16 protein-coding genes are annotated in these 18,474 nt (G+C 68.0%); 6 read left to right on the top strand and 10 right to left on the bottom strand.

Going from position 1 to position 18,474, the window contains the following annotated elements:
* Nucleotide 1: 1 nt before the first annotated feature.
* The 5 genes from ACX1D1_RS06055 to ACX1D1_RS06035 all read right to left on the bottom strand — a co-directional run bounded on the left by ACX1D1_RS06055 (nucleotide 2) and on the right by ACX1D1_RS06035 (nucleotide 4,010).
* Nucleotides 2-802: a tetratricopeptide repeat protein gene (locus ACX1D1_RS06055; protein WP_459056307.1), complete on the bottom strand. Its 801-nt coding sequence runs from the start codon at nucleotides 800-802 to the stop codon at nucleotides 2-4.
* Nucleotides 792-2,267 carry an ammonia-forming cytochrome c nitrite reductase subunit c552 gene (locus tag ACX1D1_RS06050; RefSeq protein WP_459056306.1) on the bottom strand — a complete coding sequence of 492 codons (1,476 nt, stop codon included), beginning with the start codon at nucleotides 2,265-2,267 and terminating at the stop codon, nucleotides 792-794. Before ACX1D1_RS06050 ends, ACX1D1_RS06055 begins: the two co-directional genes overlap by 11 nt.
* Nucleotides 2,268-2,272: 5 nt before the next feature.
* Nucleotides 2,273-2,758, bottom strand: a complete 486-nt coding sequence (gene nrfH, locus ACX1D1_RS06045; protein ID WP_255422096.1) for a cytochrome c nitrite reductase small subunit — start codon at nucleotides 2,756-2,758, stop codon at nucleotides 2,273-2,275.
* A 75-nt stretch (nucleotides 2,759-2,833) separates the two neighbouring features.
* Complete coding sequence (locus ACX1D1_RS06040; protein WP_182782518.1) at nucleotides 2,834-3,781, bottom strand: alpha/beta hydrolase; 948 nt, start codon at nucleotides 3,779-3,781, stop codon at nucleotides 2,834-2,836.
* A gap of 16 nt (nucleotides 3,782-3,797) precedes the next feature.
* Complete coding sequence (locus tag ACX1D1_RS06035; protein ID WP_182782278.1) at nucleotides 3,798-4,010, bottom strand: DUF3073 domain-containing protein; 213 nt, start codon at nucleotides 4,008-4,010, stop codon at nucleotides 3,798-3,800.
* A 194-nt stretch (nucleotides 4,011-4,204) separates the two neighbouring features.
* Between ACX1D1_RS06035 and ACX1D1_RS06030 the strand changes: the two genes are divergently transcribed.
* Nucleotides 4,205-6,418 carry an NADP-dependent isocitrate dehydrogenase gene (locus tag ACX1D1_RS06030; RefSeq protein WP_459056305.1) on the top strand — a complete coding sequence of 738 codons (2,214 nt, stop codon included), beginning with the start codon at nucleotides 4,205-4,207 and terminating at the stop codon, nucleotides 6,416-6,418.
* An 80-nt stretch (nucleotides 6,419-6,498) separates the two neighbouring features.
* Here ACX1D1_RS06030 and ACX1D1_RS06025 read toward each other — a convergent pair whose 3' ends face one another.
* The 4 genes from ACX1D1_RS06025 to ACX1D1_RS06010 all read right to left on the bottom strand — a co-directional run bounded on the left by ACX1D1_RS06025 (nucleotide 6,499) and on the right by ACX1D1_RS06010 (nucleotide 10,263).
* Nucleotides 6,499-7,185 carry a YceI family protein gene (locus ACX1D1_RS06025; RefSeq protein WP_459056304.1) on the bottom strand — a complete coding sequence of 229 codons (687 nt, stop codon included), beginning with the start codon at nucleotides 7,183-7,185 and terminating at the stop codon, nucleotides 6,499-6,501.
* Nucleotides 7,186-7,269: 84 nt separating this feature from the next.
* A complete protein-coding gene (locus ACX1D1_RS06020; protein WP_182799031.1) occupies nucleotides 7,270-8,562 on the bottom strand; it encodes an MFS transporter in 1,293 nt (430 codons plus the stop codon).
* Nucleotides 8,552-8,986: a MarR family winged helix-turn-helix transcriptional regulator gene (locus ACX1D1_RS06015; protein WP_459056303.1), complete on the bottom strand. Its 435-nt coding sequence runs from the start codon at nucleotides 8,984-8,986 to the stop codon at nucleotides 8,552-8,554. The genes ACX1D1_RS06020 and ACX1D1_RS06015 overlap by 11 nt, the downstream gene beginning before the upstream one ends.
* Before the next feature lie 44 nt (nucleotides 8,987-9,030).
* Nucleotides 9,031-10,263: an ROK family protein gene (locus ACX1D1_RS06010; RefSeq protein ID WP_459056302.1), complete on the bottom strand. Its 1,233-nt coding sequence runs from the start codon at nucleotides 10,261-10,263 to the stop codon at nucleotides 9,031-9,033.
* 127 nt (nucleotides 10,264-10,390) lie between these two features.
* On the opposite strand from ACX1D1_RS06010, the gene ACX1D1_RS06005 reads away from it, so the two are divergent.
* The 5 genes from ACX1D1_RS06005 to ACX1D1_RS05985 all read left to right on the top strand — a co-directional run bounded on the left by ACX1D1_RS06005 (nucleotide 10,391) and on the right by ACX1D1_RS05985 (nucleotide 17,011).
* Complete coding sequence (locus tag ACX1D1_RS06005; protein ID WP_370586040.1) at nucleotides 10,391-11,695, top strand: ABC transporter substrate-binding protein; 1,305 nt, start codon at nucleotides 10,391-10,393, stop codon at nucleotides 11,693-11,695.
* Nucleotides 11,696-11,713: 18 nt separating this feature from the next.
* Complete coding sequence (locus ACX1D1_RS06000; protein WP_182782271.1) at nucleotides 11,714-12,619, top strand: carbohydrate ABC transporter permease; 906 nt, start codon at nucleotides 11,714-11,716, stop codon at nucleotides 12,617-12,619.
* A complete protein-coding gene (locus ACX1D1_RS05995; protein ID WP_459056301.1) occupies nucleotides 12,616-13,509 on the top strand; it encodes a carbohydrate ABC transporter permease in 894 nt (297 codons plus the stop codon). Before ACX1D1_RS06000 ends, ACX1D1_RS05995 begins: the two co-directional genes overlap by 4 nt.
* Before the next feature lie 77 nt (nucleotides 13,510-13,586).
* Nucleotides 13,587-15,311, top strand: a complete 1,725-nt coding sequence (locus ACX1D1_RS05990; RefSeq protein ID WP_459056300.1) for a glycoside hydrolase family 13 protein — start codon at nucleotides 13,587-13,589, stop codon at nucleotides 15,309-15,311.
* A gap of 26 nt (nucleotides 15,312-15,337) precedes the next feature.
* Entirely contained in the window at nucleotides 15,338-17,011 is a 1,674-nt protein-coding gene (locus tag ACX1D1_RS05985; protein WP_459056299.1) for a glycoside hydrolase family 13 protein, read from the top strand.
* A gap of 495 nt (nucleotides 17,012-17,506) precedes the next feature.
* Here ACX1D1_RS05985 and ACX1D1_RS05980 read toward each other — a convergent pair whose 3' ends face one another.
* Complete coding sequence (locus ACX1D1_RS05980) at nucleotides 17,507-18,451, bottom strand: AEC family transporter (protein ID WP_459056298.1); 945 nt, start codon at nucleotides 18,449-18,451, stop codon at nucleotides 17,507-17,509.
* Nucleotides 18,452-18,474 lie beyond the last annotated feature (23 nt).

Genomic DNA, 18,474 nt, shown 5'->3' with positions numbered 1-18,474 from the left:
CTCACTCCTCGCTGGACGGGGACGGGGAGGCCACTGAGGCGGCCAACGCATCCAGGTGGGAGCGCACGGTGGCCGCCAGGTCCGAATCCGGCGCCACGTCGAGCACCCTCTGCCAATCGGCCTGAGCCGCCTCGGCATTGGGCGGATCCTCCGACAGGTGGACAAAACCCAGGTTGAACCAGGCCTGCGGATTGCTGGGGTCCACCTCTGTCACCGTCGTCCAGAGCTGCTCCGCCCGCTTCACATCACCGTCGTTGAAGGTGAGCACGCCGAGTTCGAGGTTGGCTGCGACATCCTCCGGGCTGTCCGCCAGCGTGGCCTCCAGCTCGGCCCTGCGGGCCACGCTGTCGGTGGCCGACGCCTGGGTTGCCTCCGTGGTCGCGGGAGCCGCGGTGTCCGCGGGGAGACCCAGCCGGAACACCCCGTAGACCACCGCCGCAACCAGCAGCACGCCCAGCAATGGCACGAGAAACCCGGACTTTCTGGGCACCGACGTGACCAGGGCCGCCGGCTTGTCCGCCGGCGTGTGGACGACGGGGCGACGGCGGGGCTCGTCGTCGTGCTCCCCCAGCTCGGCCAAGGCGAGGTCTGCCGCGTCGTGGACCCCGGTGGGCGTGATCGACGGGGGTTCCGGCTGCGCTGACGAGGCGAGCGCTCGTGCCTCGTCCGCGCGGGCGTCGGCCCAGTCCCGCAGCGGCCCAGGGGCCGTGGCGAGAAAGTCCAGCAGGAGTTGGGTGTGCGCGTCCGCGGGGCCCTCGACCGTGTCGGGGGCCCCGGGCCGCGCGCTGGTGTCAGGCTCCACGTTCCTCGGACTTCTTCTCGTTCTCCGCGCTGATGTCGGAGGGCTCCAGAGTGGTGACGTCGACGCCGCTGAGGACCAGCTGACCCTTGCGCGACGCGTCGAGCGAATCCGCGAGGATCCGCTGGATGTAGGCCGGCGCGTGGAACCCGTAGGAGTTCTCGGAGTACACGTAATCCAGGTAGAAGCTCGCCTTGTTCTGGAACTCGCGTGCCTGCTCGATCGCCTCCGCCGGGGTGCCGTCCGTCTGCGCCGTCTCCAGTGCCCGGATCAGCGCCACGAGCGAGTCGAAGGCCACGTCGCGGGTGCCGATGAACTCATCCTGGATGCCCACAACGCGCTCGGTCATCTCCTCCTCGCTGGTGTGGTGGCAGGTCATGCAGGAGGAGTTCACGGCCAGTAGCGGCGACTGGATGTGATGGTCGGTGACCTTCCTCGCGCCTTCAGCCTCGTAGGGCATGTGGCAGTCGGCGCAGCTGACGCCGTTGGCCGCATGCACCGAATTGGACCAGAAGATGTCGAACTCGGGGTGCTGCGCCTTGACTACCTGGGCTCCCGTGGTGGCGTGCTCAAAGTCCTTGTGACCGTCCTCCAGGTAGTACTCCCAGATCTGGTCGATGTCCAGGCCCTTGGTCCAGGGGAACGTCAGCTCCTTGGTGTCCTTCTCGAAGTAGTACTCCACGTGGCATTGGCCGCACACGAAGCTGCGCATCTCCTGACGCGTGGCGTCACGGTTGACGTCGTAGTCCTCCACACCCTCGCTGGCCTTGAGCGCCGCGATCCCCTTCTCGAACGCCGGGCGGGTGATCCGCAGCTCCATGGTCTCGGGGTCGTGGCAGTCGATGCAGGCCACGGGGTGCTCGACGAGCTGGGTGACATCCGCGTAGGACATCTGGTTCATCGCCGTGAAACCGGCCTCGCGATCGCCGTCGCCGAGCTCGTCCATGAGCGCGACGGTGGAGGCGTGGCAGTTGAGGCAGGTGCCGGGCTGGTTGAACTCGGTGACCCGCAGGGTGTAGCGCTGGTCCTCGAGCATGTACTCGTGCCCGCGGGCGTGGCGGTAGTCCACGGAGAACGGGTAGCCGGCCCACATGTCCGTGAGCCGCGGATCCTCCTCCAGCCTGCTGGTGGACACGATGGTCCGCGGATCGGTCGCGGTGGGCGTGCGCTCCTCCTCGACCGAACCCGCGTGGGTGGTTCCCCCCATCTGCTGCGTCTCCAGGTAGGACTGGTACTGGGCGGGGAAGTTCTGCCCCCAGACAGCCGGGTCCACGACGGTATCGTCGAGTTCGACCACCTTCGTGAACGAGTCGCTGGCCTCACCCATGCGCTCGATGACGTTCGCCAGCAGCGCGGTGATGCCCGCCGTGACGACGGCGGTGATCGCTATCGCCACGATGAGGATGCCGATCCAGCGGTTCCGCTTCCTCTTCTCCGGCGTTGCCTGGGGTTCTTCGGTGGTAGTCATGTGCCTCACCTGCTCCTGTGCCCGACGTCGACGTGGCAACGGGTGCAGTTGACCTGCTCGCTGCCGGCTGTCATTCGCATATCGCTCGTGAAATCAGAGTGGCAGTAGAGGCACGCCTCGTTCGTCACCGCCCGGTTGGAATCACGGATCTCGATGTTCTCGGGGTACCAGCCGGTGGTGAACTTCAACCCGTGCCAGAACCCGTTGTCGGCCTTGACGTAGTACTTGTTGACGAGGTTGTCGTGGGGAGCGTGGCAGTCGTTGCACGTCGCCACATTGGTGTGGCTACCCGCCAGCCAGGCGTCGTACTGGCGCTCCATCACGTGGCAGTTGACGCAGGATGCCGGGTCGTTGCCGAGGTAGGAGATGCCGCGGGCGTACACGAAGGTGAAAAGGCCGACGCCGATGAGCGAACCCACGACGAACACCGCTGCTGCGATGAGCAGCCGCGGCTTCGTCATCCAGGCGCGGACGCCGGTCTTCGCGGTCAAGGCAATCACTCCTACGACGCATGGTAGTGCTACGCGTAGTAGTAGATGCCGAGTTTGGCAGAACCTGCGGCGAGATCAGCGGGCGTAGCAGCGCAGGAAGCGCGAGTACTCCGCGAACACCTTCGCCCGAACGTCGGCCCCTGACAGAACCAGGTCATGGACCGCATCCGGGATCCGGGCAATGACGACGAAGTTGCCCAACTGGGGGGCGCGGGCCGCGATCCGGTCCACGTCCAGCACGACGTCCGCCAGGCGGAACTCCTCGGCCCACACCCGCCGGAAGTCGCTTCGCCCGGAGACTGCCACCAGCACGGGGCAGTCGATGGAGAGGCCGGCGGCGACGCTCGCGTGCCCCTCGAGGATGGCCGCCATCCACCCCACCCGGATCAGGAACGCCGGGTCACCCTTGAGGTTCGCGTTGTACGCCCACTCGCCCTCCTCCGCCTTCGAGATGGTTCGGCGGTAGAAGCCGGTGTCCATCTGCGGCAGGGCCGTGGTGGCCACGACGGCGCGGGCAGCGCTGAACATCGGCTGGGTGGCTGGGCGCAGCAGGGAGTTGGCCTGCAGTTCCAGCCAGGGCGCGTTGAGGATCAGCGCCGAGAACACGCCCGGGCGCTGGTCCGCCCAGAGGGAGGCGATGAGGCCGCCCGTCGAGTGGCCCATCAGCACGATGTCGTCGTGCCCCTCGTCGACGAGGATGGCGAGAGCCCGGTCAAGCTCGTGGAAGTAGTCCGTCAGGTGAACGATGTAGCCGGCCAACTGCTTGCCGCGCAGCGACCGGCCGTAGCGGCGAAGATCCACGGCGTAGAAGTCGTAGCCCTGGCCGGCCATCTCGTCAGCCAGGTGGGCCTGGAAGAAGTAGTCATTCCAGCCGTGGAGATACAGGACGGCGCGACGACCCGTGGGTGCGTTGCGCCGCACGAGCGTGGCAACGAGACTGCCCTCAGGCTCAAGGGCGTACGTCGGCTCCTCCGGCAGAGGAATGACCAGCTGCTCGTAACCAGGCAGCTCGGTGTCCGGCACCCACGGGTGCGGAGCCTCAGGAGGTGTGGCGCTCGAACTGATCGTCGTCGTAGTCGTCGTCCTCGCCCGTCGTCTCTGCGTAGGCCTCGGGGATGTCGTTGTTGGTCTCGTCGACGACAGCATCGCCCCTGAGCTCGCGCTCCAGGGACGTGAAATCGGTGGACACCGAGCGATACTTCAGATCGCGGGCCACCCTTGTCTGCTTCGCCTTTGCACGGCCGCGCCCCATATCGGGTCGACCCCCTTGCTTTGTCCATCGCGGGTTGGCCGCGGAATCTGTCAGATACTCGTGGGTACAGGCTACCCAATCCGGCGGGTTCCTCCAAAGAGCGCCCTATCGCTGGGCGGCGGCGTTCGCCGCCGTCGAACGCATCCGGGCAGCGATAGGCTGAGGCATCCAACCCTCGAGGAGTTCATCGCAACATGGGCAAGATCATCTACACCCTCACCGACGAGGCCCCGCTGCTCGCCACGTACTCGTTCCTCCCCATCATCAACGCATACGCCGGACAGGCCGGGGTGGACGTGGAGACCCGCGACATCTCACTGGCGGGACGGATCCTCGCCCAGTTCACCGACACCCTCCCCGAGGATCAGCGGATCGACGACGCCCTGGCCGAACTCGGCGAGCTGGCCAAGTCGCCGAACGCCAACATCATCAAGCTGCCCAACGTGTCGGCCTCCGTGCCACAGCTCAAGACCGCGGTGGCCGAGCTGCAGTCCCAGGGATTCCAGCTGCCTGACTACCCCGAAGATCCCCAGAGCGACGCGGATCGTGAGGTCCGCGCACGCTACGACCGCGTGATGGGCTCGGCCGTCAACCCGGTGCTGCGCGAAGGAAACTCGGACCGCCGCGCGCCGGAGTCGGTGAAGAACTACGCCAGGAAGAACCCGCACCGGATGGGCGCATGGACCTCAGACTCCAGGACCGCCGTTGTCACCATGGAGGCGGACGACTTCCGCCACAACGAGCAGGCCGTGGTCCTCCCGTCGGCAGACACCCTCACCATCCGGCACCGCGCCAGCGACGGCACGGAGACCGTGCTCAAGAGCGGCCTGTCCGTGCTCGCCGGCGAGGTCATCGACGCCACCGTCATGCGGGCCGCGGCGCTGGATGAGTTCCTGCGCACCCAGGTGGCCGCTGCCAAGGAATCGGGGGTGCTGTTCTCCATCCACCTCAAGGCCACCATGATGAAGGTCTCGGACCCCATCATTTTCGGCCACGTCATCCGGGCGTTCTTCCCCGACGTGTTCGAGCGCTACGGCGCGGACCTCGCCGCGGCGGGCCTGTCCCCCAACGACGGGCTCGGCGCCATCCTCGCAGGGCTGGACGCGCTTCCGAACGGGGCCGAGATCAGGGCAGCGTTCGAGAAGGGCCTTGCCGACGGACCGACGCTGGCCATGGTGAACTCGGACAAGGGCATCACCAACCTGCATGTTCCCTCCGATGTCATCGTCGACGCATCGATGCCCGCCATGATCCGGCAGTCGGGCCACATGTGGGGCCCCGACGGCGGGGAGGCCGACACCCTCGCCGTCCTTCCGGACTCGTCCTACGCCGGTGTGTACCAGGCCGTGATCGAGGACTGCCAGGCCCACGGCGCCTTTGATCCGCGCACCATGGGCACCGTGCCCAACGTCGGTCTGATGGCGCAGAAGGCCGAGGAGTACGGCTCGCACGACAAGACCTTCGAGATCGCGGCGGACGGCGTGGTCGAGGTCGTGGACCAGTCCGGCACCGTACTGATGAGCCACACGGTCGCGGCCGGTGACATCTGGCGGGCCTGCCAGACCAAGGACGCCCCCATCCAGGACTGGGTGAAGCTGGCTGTAACCCGCGCCCGCCTCACCGGATGGCCGGCGGTCTTCTGGCTGGACACGGAGCGGGCGCACGACCGTCAGCTCATCGAGAAGGTGCGCGCCTACCTCGCAGATCACGACACCGACGGGCTCCAGATCGAGATCATGAACCCCGTGGAGGCCACGAAATTCACGGTCGAACGCCTCCGCAAGGGTGAGAACACTATCTCCGTGACCGGCAACGTGCTCCGCGACTACCTCACGGATCTGTTCCCCATCCTCGAGCTGGGCACCTCCGCCAAGATGCTGTCGGTGGTGCCGCTGATGGCCGGCGGAGGCCTGTTCGAGACGGGCGCCGGTGGGTCCGCCCCGAAGCACGTGCAACAGCTCGTCGCCGAGGACTACCTCCGATGGGACTCGCTCGGCGAATTCCTGGCACTGGCCGCCTCTTTCGAGCACCTCGCCCAGACGGAGGGCAACGCACGCGCCGGCATCCTCGCCTCCACGCTGGACCGCGCCACCGGCACCTTCCTTGACCGGGACAAGTCACCCACCAGGAAGCTCGGCGGCATCGACAACCGCGGATCGCACTTCTACCTGGCGATGTACTGGGCCCAGGAGTTGGCCGCCCAGACCGACGACGCCGAGTTGGCCGCGGTGTTCGCACCGATCGCGGAGTCACTGAGCACCAACGAGGCAGCCATCGTCGGGGAGCTGTTGGCCGTGCAGGGCAAGCCTGCCGACATCGGCGGCTACTACCGCCCCGACGAGGCGAAGACGGTCGCGGTGATGCGCCCGTCGCAGACCCTGAACGAGATCATCGACGCCCTCTGCTGAGGCCCTCGACACATAGGCGACAGGCGCCGCCCGATGTGGGCGGCGCCTGTCGCGTCATGAGCGTGAGGTGGTTTGACCGCTCAGGCGAAGAGCCTCTTGAGCCAACCCGCGAAGCCAGCCTGAGCTGCGGGGGCCGCCTGCTCGGTGCCTGGGGCGGCCGGGGCCGGGGCCGGCTCCACCGCGACAGTCTCGTCGGCGACCGCCTCGGCGGACGCCTCGGGGTCCTTGATGGCGGACACCTCGAAGACCAGGTTCACATTCTCGGAGACGAGGACGCCACCGGTCTCCAGCGCCGCGTTCCACACCAGGCCGAAGTCCTTGCGGTTGACCATCACCGAGCCGGAGAGCCCGACGCGCTCGTTGCCGAACGGGTCCGTGGCCACGCCGTCGTAGTCGAAGTCGATGACCACCGGGCGAGTGACGTCCTTGATGGTGAGGTCGCCCTCGACACGCAGCGTGTCGTCAGCAGGGGCGGTGACGCTGGAGGAGGCGAAGCGGATGGTGGGGTACTGCTCGACGTCGAAGAAGTCCGCAGAGACAAGGTGTCCGTCGCGGTCCGCGCTGCCCGTCGAGACCGACGCGGCGTTGATGGTCATGTCGAGGGCCGGGGAGCTCAGGCCGGCGCCCGTCGAGGCGGTGCCGGAGAAGTCGGTGAAGGCGCCACGGACCTTGGTCACCATGGCGTGGCGGGCGGTGAAGCCGATTTCGGTGTGGCTGGGGTCGATGGTGTAGGTCCCGGCGAGCTGGTTCAGGGCGGTGGCGGTCATGGGCGTCTCCTCGTGGCGGCGTGCGGTAGGTCGTTGAACGTGAAACCAGACTAGCCCGTTTTAGTTGAACTGTCAATTATCCCGTCAGCGACCCACGGGCTGCGGCTCGCGCTGCGCGGTCCACACGCGCAGCCGGAGCGGCCACCCCCGCTCGATCGCGAGCCGGACACCGTCGTGCGTCACCAGGTAGCCGAGCACCGCCAGGGCTGCCATCCCGGTGGCCACCGCGCCGGTGAGCACCATGGCGCGGGGCCCCCAGAGCTCGCCGAGCCAGCCGATCACCGGGGCGCCGAGCGGTGTTCCGCCCGTGAAGATGGCCACATAGACGGCCATCACGCGACCCCGGTACTCCGGTGCCGTCCCGAGTTGCACCGCGGCGTTCGCCGTCGTCATCACGGTGAGCGCGAAGAATCCGCAGGGCACCAGGAGAACGGCGTAGACGGCGAAAGTGGGGGCTGCCGACAGCAGGGCCGTGCTGACGGCGAAGGCGCCCAGCGCGAGCAGGACCGTGCGGAGGCCCGGCTGCGTGCGCCGGGTGGCGACGAGCGCGGCGCCGAGCGTGCCGATCGCCATGACGGTGCCGAGCAGCCCGTACTCCTGGGCCCCCTTTCCGAACACCTCAGTGGCCATGGTGGCGTTGTAGATCTGGAAGTTCATGCCGAAGGTGCCGAGGGCGAACACGATCACCATGAGGACCACGAGGTCCGGACGGTCGCGGAGATAGCGCAGACCGTCGACGGTGGCACCCCTCGCCTTGACCCGCCTGGAGGGGCGAAGCTCGCCGGGGCGGAGCGCCACCACCGCGGCCAGCATGGCCCCGAAGCTGAGCGCGTTGATCAGCAGCGTCGGGCCCACACCAAATGCGGCGATGAGGAGGCCGGCGGCTCCGGGGCCGACGAGGCGGGCCCCGTTGAATGAGGTCGAGTTCAACCCCACCGCATTGGGGAGGAGTTCGGGGGCGACCAGCTCGGAGACGAACGACTGCCGCGCCGGGTTGTCGAACGCGGTGATGACGCCCTGGAGGAAGGCGAAGACGAACACGTGCCACAGCTGCACCACGCCCAGCGCCACCACGGCCCACAACGCCAGCGCCGTGATCCCGAGGAGGACCTGGGTCACCAGAAGCAGGCGTCGCTTGGGGAGGCGGTCCGCCAACGCGCCGGCATAGGGGGCGAGGATCGGGATGGCCAGGAACTGCAGCGCCGTGACCATGCCCAGCGCGGCGCTCGAGCCGTCGGTCAGCTCGGTGAGGACCAGCCAGTCCTGACCCACGCGCTGAACCCAGGTTCCGATGTTGCTGATCAGGGCCCCGGCAAAGAACACGCGGTAGTTGCGCACGGCGAACGAGGCGAACATGCGCCCCCGGTCACTCCGCATGCGACACCTCCATCAGGATGTCCGCCGCCCGACGGAGCAGGTCCAGCTGCTCGGGCGACAGGGTGGCGATGTGGGCGAGCATCCAGGTGTCGCGGCTGGCGATGGTCTGCTCAACCACCCGCCGCCCCTCGTCGGTGAGCGACACAAGGATCTGCCGGCCGTCCTGCGGGTGCGGTGATCGCTCGACGAGCCCCTTGTCAGCAAGGCAGTTCACGGTCCGCGTCATCGACGGCGTGCTCACCGCATCGCGGGCCGCCAGCTGCGTCGGCGTCTGGGGCCCGGTGAAGTGCAGGAACACGAGCACCGAGAACTGGTGCGGCGCGACGTCGCTGGTGCTCTCGAACCGCACCCGGCGGGAGATGCGCTGACACGCGACGCGCACGTCGTTGGCGAGGCTGAGAAGATCTGGGTCGTAGTCCGGCATGCAGTCCTTTCGCGGGAACTGCTTAGCCTAGTTCATTATCTTGGTTAATCAACTGCGGGGGTGCGGGCGGCGAGGCGGCGCGCGGTCAGCAACGGGAGAACGACCTGGCGGGCCGATTCGCGGGCGGCTGACAACGCCCCCAGCGACACGACGTCTCCCCCGAGCCCCGAGGCGACGATGCCGGGCGGCGGCAGCTCCAGCTCGCCTGCCATGTGCGCGACGGCGATCTCGATCACCTCGCCCAGCGTGCCCGCGATGGCCCCGCACACGACGATGACCTCGGGATCGAAGAACCGCGACACCACGGTACAGATCCGCCCGAGCGTGCCCCCCAGCTCCTCCACCAGCGGCCGCGCCACAGGGTCCGCCAGCCGCGCGCGAGAGAGGACCGCCTCGCCGGTGACGGCGCCCCCACTCAGGGCGGCCCAAGGGTGGTCAGCAGGAATCGCGCCCATGCCGAGCTGCGCCCTCAGCCACTGCTCCGCCAGATAGCCGAGACCCCAGGTGCCGCCGACACCGGGCACATAGGCAAGTGCCTCGAGCTCCCCGACGCCGCCATGCGCGCCGCGCACCAATCGCCCCTCCAGGACCACGCCCGAGCCCAGGCGAAGCCCCGACAGCATCGCGACGTAGTGTTCGCGCCCCTGCGCCTCGCCCAGGGACCCCTCAGCGACAGCGGCGAGGGAAGCGTCGTTCTCGACACGCACGACAGGGAACTCCCCACTCAGCGCCTCACGGAGGCCTGCGTTCATATAGCTCCAGAAGCCGGACGGGTGCGTGGGCGAGGCCCCCTGGCCGTCGACCGGGGCAGGCACGCCCACCCCGACGGCGATCACCTCATCTCGGCTACCCCCGGCAGCGGCGAGCACCGCGTCGATGGCCCGGAGGGCCGCGGTGTGCCGGGTGGCCGGGTCCGGAGCCTCCAGCTCGAAGAAGCTGGTGAGGTCGAGGTGTTCGCGCGCGAGGATCCGGCCGCTCAGATCGGCGGCTATCGCGGAGAAGCGTCGGCCGCCGGCGTCGAGGCCCACGATCAGTCCGGCCTCGCCTCGCAGCTCGAATCGTCGGGCAGGCCTTCCCAGCCGCTGGGCGGGCCCCGCGGAGCTCGTCAGCTCCTCGATCAGGCCGACGTCGATCAGCTCATCGAGCGCGGAGAGTGCCGTGGATCGGGTCATTCCGAGGGCGGAAATGACGTGGTCCGCCCCGAAGGCGCCGGAGTCCCACGCGTGGTCGAGGACCGCCTCTGTGCTCGCGCGGTGGCGCGTCTGGCGCTCGGCCACACCCACTTTCCGCACCCCCCTTGACGATCCCTCAACCGTGATGCATCCTAGACCCAGATGACTTTCTTCGATAGTTAAATCTATTGCTCGAAAACAAATCAGTCACCGACGACGAAGGGACAACGACGTGCCTCAACCCTCACCGACGCCTCCCCCAGGGCTGGCCCCCGCCTCCTGGGCGCCGCCTCGGCGCACCTTCCTCAAGGCCCTCGCGGCGGTGGGAGCCGCCAGCACCATCCCGTTGGTGACCGGCTGCTCCTCTGGCGGGCAGCAGACCATCCTGTTCCACCAGTCCAAGCCGGAGGCGGTGCCCTACTTCCGCCAGCTGGCTGCCGACTTCACCGCCTCCCAGGACCAGTTCCGGATCCTGCACGACATCTCGACGAACCTCTCGGCGAGCTTCGTGCGCAGCAACCCGCCGGACCTCGGGATGCTCAACTACAACCTGGAGATGGCCAGGTTCATGGAGCGCGGTGCGCTCTCGGACCTCTCGGACCTGCCGGAGGCCGCCACCATCCGCGAGGACATCATCGAGCTGTCGAAGTCCTACCCGCAGTACGAGGATCGCACCAGCGTGCTCCCCTACTCCGCGATGGCCGCGTCCGTGATCTACAACAAGCGCATCTTCGCCGACAACGGCGTCGAGGTGCCCACCACCTGGGATGCGCTCATCGACGTGTGCGAGAAGCTCACCGCCGCAGGGGTCACCCCGTTCTACGCCACGTTCATGGACCCGTGGACCATCATGCAGGGCTGGTTCGACTACCCGGCCGGCGGCATGGTCGACATCGCCGAGTTCTACCGGAAGATGAACGAGATCGGCGCCGACGTCGGCCCCGACTCCGAGGTGTCCTTCCAGAAGACCATGCTCGAGCCGGTGCAGAAGATGGTCCAGCTCACCGGATACATCAATGACGACGCGGGGAGCCGCGGATACGGCGACGGCAACACCGCCTTCGCCAACGGCGCCGCAGCGATGATCTTCCAGGGCCCCTGGGCCTTCGGCGAGTTCGAGAAGGTGGGCAACGACCTGGACCTCGGCACGTTCCCCCTCCCCGCGACCGACAACCCCGAGGACCTCAAGGTCCGCGTCAACATCGACCTGGCGCTCTGGGTGCCCGAGGTGGCCGACGGGCAGGAGGGCGCGCGAGCCCTCCTCCAGCACCTCATGAAGCCGGAGATCCAGGACCCCTACAACGCCGAGTTCCTGGGCTTCGGCACCACGAAGAACGCTCCCCCGGTCACTGACGAGCGGATCATCGGTATGCAGGAGTACTACGACAGCGGCCGGTTCTACATGGGCCCGTCGCAGTTCATCCCCAACAACATCCCCGCCCCCAACTACTTCCAGTCGATCGCCCTCGGGGCTGAGCCGGAACCGCTGCTCGCGCAGCTGGACCGCGACTGGGCCCGGCTCGCCTTCCGCGCCTGAGACAAAGGAGTCACACGCATGTCAACCCCGTCCAGGGCCAGCGCGCCCGCAGCGAAGACAGGGCCGAGACGCCCCGTCGAACCCGTCTACTGGTTCTTCCTGGTGCCCGCCGTCGCGGTGTTCACCCTGATGATCGCCTACCCAGCCGTCGAGGGCATCACGATGAGCTTCACCAACTCGATGGGCTTCGGCGACTTCGAGTGGATCGGCTTTCGCAACTACGTGGCCCTCTTCCGCGACGAGAACATCCTGTCGTCCTACGGCTTCACCCTCCTGTTCGCCGCCGTCACCGTCATCCTGGTCAACGTCATCGCCTTCTTCCTGGCCCTCGGGCTCACCTCGAAGATCAAGTTCACCAACCCGCTGCGCACCGTCTTCGTCATCCCCATGGTGATCTCGGCCATCATCTACTCGTTCGTCTTCCGCTTCCTGTTCAACAACTCGCTGCCGCAGATCGGTGCGGCGCTGGGGATCGACGGCTTGTCGACGAGCCTGCTGGCCAACCCGGACTGGGCATGGTTCGCCATCGTCCTGGTCACCACCTGGGGCTCGGTGCCCAGCGCCATGCTGATCTACATCGCGGGCCTCATGACGGTCCCCGGTGAGGTCTACGAGGCCAGCTCCATCGACGGCGCCACCCCGGCCAAGAACCTGTGGCACATCACGCTGCCGCTGGTGGCCGGCTACGTGGGCATCAACATGATCCTCGGCTTCAAGGGCTACCTGGCGGTCTACGACCAGATCGTCGGCCTGACCCAGGGAGGCCCCGGCACCGCCACCCGCAGCGTCGCGTTCACCATCTTCGCCGGCTTCAGCGGCGGAGACTACGCCTACCAGATGGCCAACGCCGCCGTCTTCTTCGTCATCACCATCGTCATCGCGCTGCTGCAGCTGCGCCTCACCCAGGGAAGGTCCGGGTCATGAGCACCCCACTCGCCACCGCCGCCGTCGGCGTCCCGGCCCCCAGTGCGGCGTCGCGCCGCGGGCGGGTCGGCCAGGAGAAGGTCAACTGGACCGCCACCATCCTGCTGATCCTCGCCGCAGTCACCGTCCTCGTGCCGCTCTACGTGACCATCTCGATGGCTTTCAAGACCACCCAGCAGTCCACCGACCTGAACGCGTTCAGCCTCCCCAACCCATGGAGTTTCAGCGGGTTCGTCGAGGCGTGGAGCCTGACCAACTTCCCCCGGGCCTTCCTCGTCTCCCTGATCGTGACCCTGGTGGCCGTGGCCGGTGCCATCCTCGTGTCGTCGATGGCCGCCTACGCCATCGTGCGCAACTGGGACCGGAAGCCCTTCAAGTACTCCTTCTACTACCTGCTCGCCGCCATGTTCATCCCGTTCCCGGTGGTCGCGCTGCCGCAGGTGCGGCTCACCGGCCTGCTGGGGTTGGACAACTACTTCGGGGTCGCGATTCTCCACATCGTGTTCGGGCTGGCGTTCAACACCCTGCTGTTCAGCACCTTCCTCCGCTCCATCCCGCTGGAGCTCGAGGAGTCCATGCGCATGGACGGCGCGAGCACCTGGCAGGTGTTCTGGAAGCTGATCTTCCCCCTGCTGTCGCCCATGGCGGCCACGGTGGGCATCTTCGCCTTCCTCAGCTCCTGGAACGACTTCATGATGCCCTCGCTGATCATCTCCCAACCCGAATGGCAGACGATCCCCGTGGTCAACAACATCTTCCAGACCCAGTTCAGCAACAGCTACAACGTGAGCTTCGCGTCATACCTCATGGCCATGGCCCCCGCCATCGTCGTCTACCTGTTCGCGCAGCGCTGGGTCATGTCCGGCCTGACCCAGGGCGCCATCAAGTAGCGTCGAGCGAACCATCCAAGGGGTGGGCCGGGGCGCACCGGCCCACCCCACCCTCACCATCCCAGCCAAGGAGAACCATGACCGCAGAACGCCATCAGACCGCCCCAGCTTCCCGCCCGGACGGCTGGTGGCGCTCCGCGGTGGTCTACCAGGTCTACCCCCGCTCGTTCCAGGACTCCAACGGCGACGGCATCGGCGACATCCCAGGCATCACCAGCCGCCTCGACCACCTGGCCGAGCTCGGGGTCGACGTCATCTGGCTGTCGCCCGTCTACCGCTCGCCGCAGGTGGACAACGGCTACGACATCAGCGACTACCGCGACATCGATCCCCTGTTCGGAACCCTCGCGGACCTCGACGAGCTCCTCGCCCAGGCTCACTGGCGCGGGATCAAGCTGGTCATGGACCTGGTGGTCAACCACACCTCGGACCAGCACCCGTGGTTCGTCGAGTCCCGCGACCCGGCCTCCCCCAAGCGGAGCTGGTACTACTGGCGCCCCGCCCGTCCCGGACACGAGCCCGGCACGCCTGGCGCCGAGCCCGACGACAGCGCCGCGGCCTTCGCGCCGTCGGCCTGGACGTTCGACCCGGCCAGCGGCCAGTACTACCTGAGCATGTTCAGCCCCGGGCAGCCGGACCTCAACTGGGAGAACCCCGAGGTTCGCGAAGCCGTCTACGACATGATGCGGTGGTGGGTGGACCGCGGAGTCGACGGCTTCCGGATGGACGTGATCAACCTCATCTCCAAGCCACACGACCTCGCCTCCGGCGGCCCGATCGAGCCCGGCTCGGCGGACTTCCGCCAGATCGCCAACGGTCCCCGTCTCGACGAGTTCCTCGCCGAAATGAACCGCGAGGTGGGCCTCGACGACCAGAATCTGCTCACCGTCGGCGAGATGCCCGGCGCGACCGTTGAGTTGGCCCGGCGGGTCACGGACCCTGCCCGGCGGGAGCTGAACATGGTCTTCACGTTCGAGCATGTCAGCCTCGACCAGGCCTCCGGTAGCAAGTGGGACCTGATGGCACTGCCCCTGCCCGCGCTGAAGGGCAACCTTGCCCAGTGGCAGTACGGTCTGGCGGAATCGGGCTGGAATTCGCTGTACCTCGACAACCACGACCAGCCGCGGGCAGTGTCCCGCTTCGGCGACGACTCCCCCGAGCACCGCGTCAACTCCGCCAAGACGCTGGCCACCGTCCTGCACCTGCACAAGGGCACCCCGTACGTGTACCAGGGTGAAGAACTCGGCATGACGAACTCCCCCTTCACGGAGATCGGGCACTACGTCGACGTCGAATCGCTGAACCACCACACCCTGGCCACGGCCATGGGCACCGCCGAGGCCGAGATCCTCCGCTCGCTGGCCGCGAAGAGCCGCGACCATGCACGCACCCCCGTCCAGTGGAACGACGGCCCGCACGCGGGCTTCACCACCGGCGTGCCCTGGCTGCCGGCCAACCCCAACTACCGCGACATCAACGCCGAGGCGGCCCGCCTCGACCCCGCGTCGGTGTTCGCCCACTTCCAGAGTCTGATCGCGCTTCGACACACCGACGAGGTGGTCCGCGAGGGCCGCTTCGAGCTGCTTCTGCCCGAGCACGAGCAGCTCTGGGTGTTCACCCGCACCCTGGGCGACACCACACTGCTCGTCCTCGCCAACTGTTCGTCGACCTCGGCGGAACTCCCGCTCGACGCCCTCCCCAGCCTCGACGGCGCCGAATTGATCCTGGCCACCCACGATGCCGCCGACCCCTCGTCGCTCGCGCCGTGGGAGTCCCGAATCCTCCGCCTGGCCACCCGCTGACCCTCACCACTGAAGGACCTTCCCCCATGCAGGACATCACGGACCAGGCGACCCTGGTCTCCGACCAGAGCGCCCAATGGTGGCGCCAAGCCCTCGTCTACCAGATCTACCCCCGCAGCTTCGCCGACAGCAACGCCGACGGCATCGGCGACCTGCGCGGCATAGCCTCGCGGCTCGACTACCTCATCGGCCTCGGCATCGACGCGGTGTGGCTGAGCCCCTTCTATCCCTCCGCCCTCGCCGACGGCGGCTACGACGTCATCGACTACCGCGGAATCGACCCGCGCATCGGCACCCTCGATGACTTTGACGAGCTCGCCGCCGGGCTGCACGCGCGTGGCATCCGGATCCTCATCGACATCGTGCCGAACCACACCTCGAACCTGCACGACTGGTTCCAGCAGGCGATCGCGGCGGGCCCCGGATCGGCCGAGCGGGAGCGCTACATCTTCCGCGACGGCACCGGCCCGGACGGCTCCGAGCCGCCCACGGACTGGGTCTCGATCTTCGGTGGCAGCGCCTGGGAGCAGGTGGCCGACGGACAGTGGTATCTCCACACCTTCGCCGTCGAGCAGCCGGATCTGAACTGGGCCAGCGATGAGGTCCGGGAGGAGTTCCTCAGCATCCTGCGCTTCTGGGCCGATCGCGGCGTCGACGGCTTCCGCGTGGACGCCGCCCACATGCTCGCCAAGGACCTGACGGAGCCGCTGCCCACGCAGGCCGAGCTCGAGGCCCACCCGAGGGACGGCAGCCATCCCACGTGGGACCGCGACGAACTCCAGGAGATCTACGCCGAGTGGCGCGGGGTGTTCAACTCCTACGACCCGCCGCGCACGGCGGTCGCGGAGGCCGCGGTGCACTCGTCACGCGTGCCGCTCTACGCGAGCCCGTCCACGCTGGGGCAGTCGTTCTTCTTCGACCTCCAGCTCGCCAACTACGACGCGGCAACCTTCCACCGGATCATCGACGAGTGCCTGGGTGTCGCGGCCGTGTCCGGATCGTCGGTCACCTGGGTGCTCAACAACCACGACACGATCCGGTCGGCCAGCCGCTACGGCACCCCGTTCCCTGGGACCAACCCCGACGGGACGCCGCTGCGCAAGCACGGCGGCGACTGGCTGATGGCCGGCGGCGACCCTGTCCTGATCGACGCGGCCACCGGCCTGCGTCGGGCGCGTGCGGCGACGCTGCTTCTGATGGCGCTACCCGGCTCGGCCTACCTGTACCAGGGCGAGGAGCTCGGCCTCCAGGAGGTCGCGGAGATTCCCGACTCGCTGCGCGCCGACCCGTCGTTCTTCCGCAACCGTGAGCTGGAGGTGGGCCGCGACGGCTGCCGGGTGCCGCTGCCGTGGACGCGGTCCGGGTCGTCGTTCGGCTTCGGCGACGACGGCTCGCACCTGCCGCAGCCGCTGTGGTTCGGGCACTACTCCGTCGAGGCGGAGTCCGAGGATCCGGGCTCGACGCTGTCGATGTACCGACGGGCGGCGCAGCTGCGGCGGGAGCTGCAGACAGACGAGTCCATGGTGTGGATCCCGACCGACTACGACGAGGTGCTGCGGTTCCGGCGGTCGGGCGGCTGGGAGGTGGTGTCGAACTTCGGCAAGGATCCGGTTCCGCTGCCCGAGGGAGAGATTCTGGTCGCCTCGGGCCCGTGGGGAGACGAGCTTCCGGGCGAGACCACCGTCTGGCTCCGCACCTGACCGCCCGCCGCGCCATCTTCGCTCCCTGAGGAGCTCCGCGTCGCGTAGCGACCGTGGAGCGTCTCGAAGGGTCGTATCGTGACCGTCCCTCCGTCTGGCCCCCTCTGCTGGGGTCCGCCGTCTGAGTGCGGGGATCCGGGTTCCGCTGAACGGGCGGCCCGAGGTGGCCGGGTCCCCTGGTCGCCAAACACGACCAGGTGGTCGGGGCCTGCGGCGCCTCTGAGGGCCGCCCGTGCAGCGGATCCCGGTTCCCCGCCGCCTTCTGCTGTGGCCTGGCCAGGTTGGGGTGTGGCCCGTCAGGGCGGCCACACCACAGGCCAAGCCAGTGCAGGGAGACGGGAGCCGAGGCACGGGCGGCCTCACCACCCAACCACCCTCCGAGTCCGGAGGACGTGCAGACCGTGGACAACGGCCGCTCGGGCCTCGGGTCACGGCTCCCTGCACCGGACAGCAGGGTTGATCGGGCAACGCGCGTCACGACCCGCGGGGCAGGCCTCAGCCGACGGTGGCGAACACGTAGGCGACGAACGTCACCACGCTGACGACCGTATACAGACTCAACACGTTGTTGGAGTAGGCCACCTCGTCGCGCCTGTGGGCGGGCAGGAAGATCGGGACGATGAACGGCGGCGGAAGGATGAACAGCATGAAGACCGCCGCTTGGGCGAACTGGTCTAGGCCTAGCCAGCGACCCACGACGAGTTCGGAGAGGACCAGCGCCAGGATCAGGCAGACCACGAAGCGGACGGCCACCAGCGGGGCCGCCTCCCGGACTCCGGCGCGGCTCAGCCTGGTCCCGTAGCCCACGATGAGCAGGATGACGGGCACGATCACGGCGGCGAGGTAGCCGAGCGCGCCCAGCACCCCGGCCGAGAACGGGTTCGCCGCAAGCGGTTCGGCCACGCCGAGCGCGTTGAGCACCAGACCGGCGAAGATCGCGAGGATGACCGGCGACTTCACAAACGAGGAAAGAGTCTCGATCAGCGACACCGCCCCGTCGCTCTGACGCTTCAGGAGCGTCACGAAGATGAACCAGATGAAGAACTCATGCCCCAGACCGACGATCGCCGCCGTCGGCACGTTACTGAGTCCGTAGGCTGCCGCGTACAACGCCAGCCCCACCATGCCGAACTCGAACCCGGTGAACAGGAAGGTGGCCACGGGCGGCGCCCCCAGAGCGCGCCGCGCCACGGCACCCATGCCGAGCAGCAGGACGCAGGCGACGGGGATGATCACGATGAGCGCCAGGTATTCGGCCCGGAACTCCATCGACAGGAATGCGGTGAACAGCACCGCAGGGAGCACAACGCTGACGATGAGGCGCTTCAGGCCCTCGACCACGCCGTCGTCCAGCACCCGAAGGCGGCGTAGGAGGATGCCCAGCGCGATCAGCAGGACGATGGGGATGACGCTGGCGAGCGTCTCTGCGATGGTGCCCATGGCTGGCACCCTAGCGAGCCCTC

The sequence above is a fragment of the Tessaracoccus luoxuelianae genome (assembly GCF_054483915.1).
The sequence above is the reverse complement of the archived record's forward strand: the minus strand, read 5'-3'. Positions and strand labels throughout refer to the sequence as shown.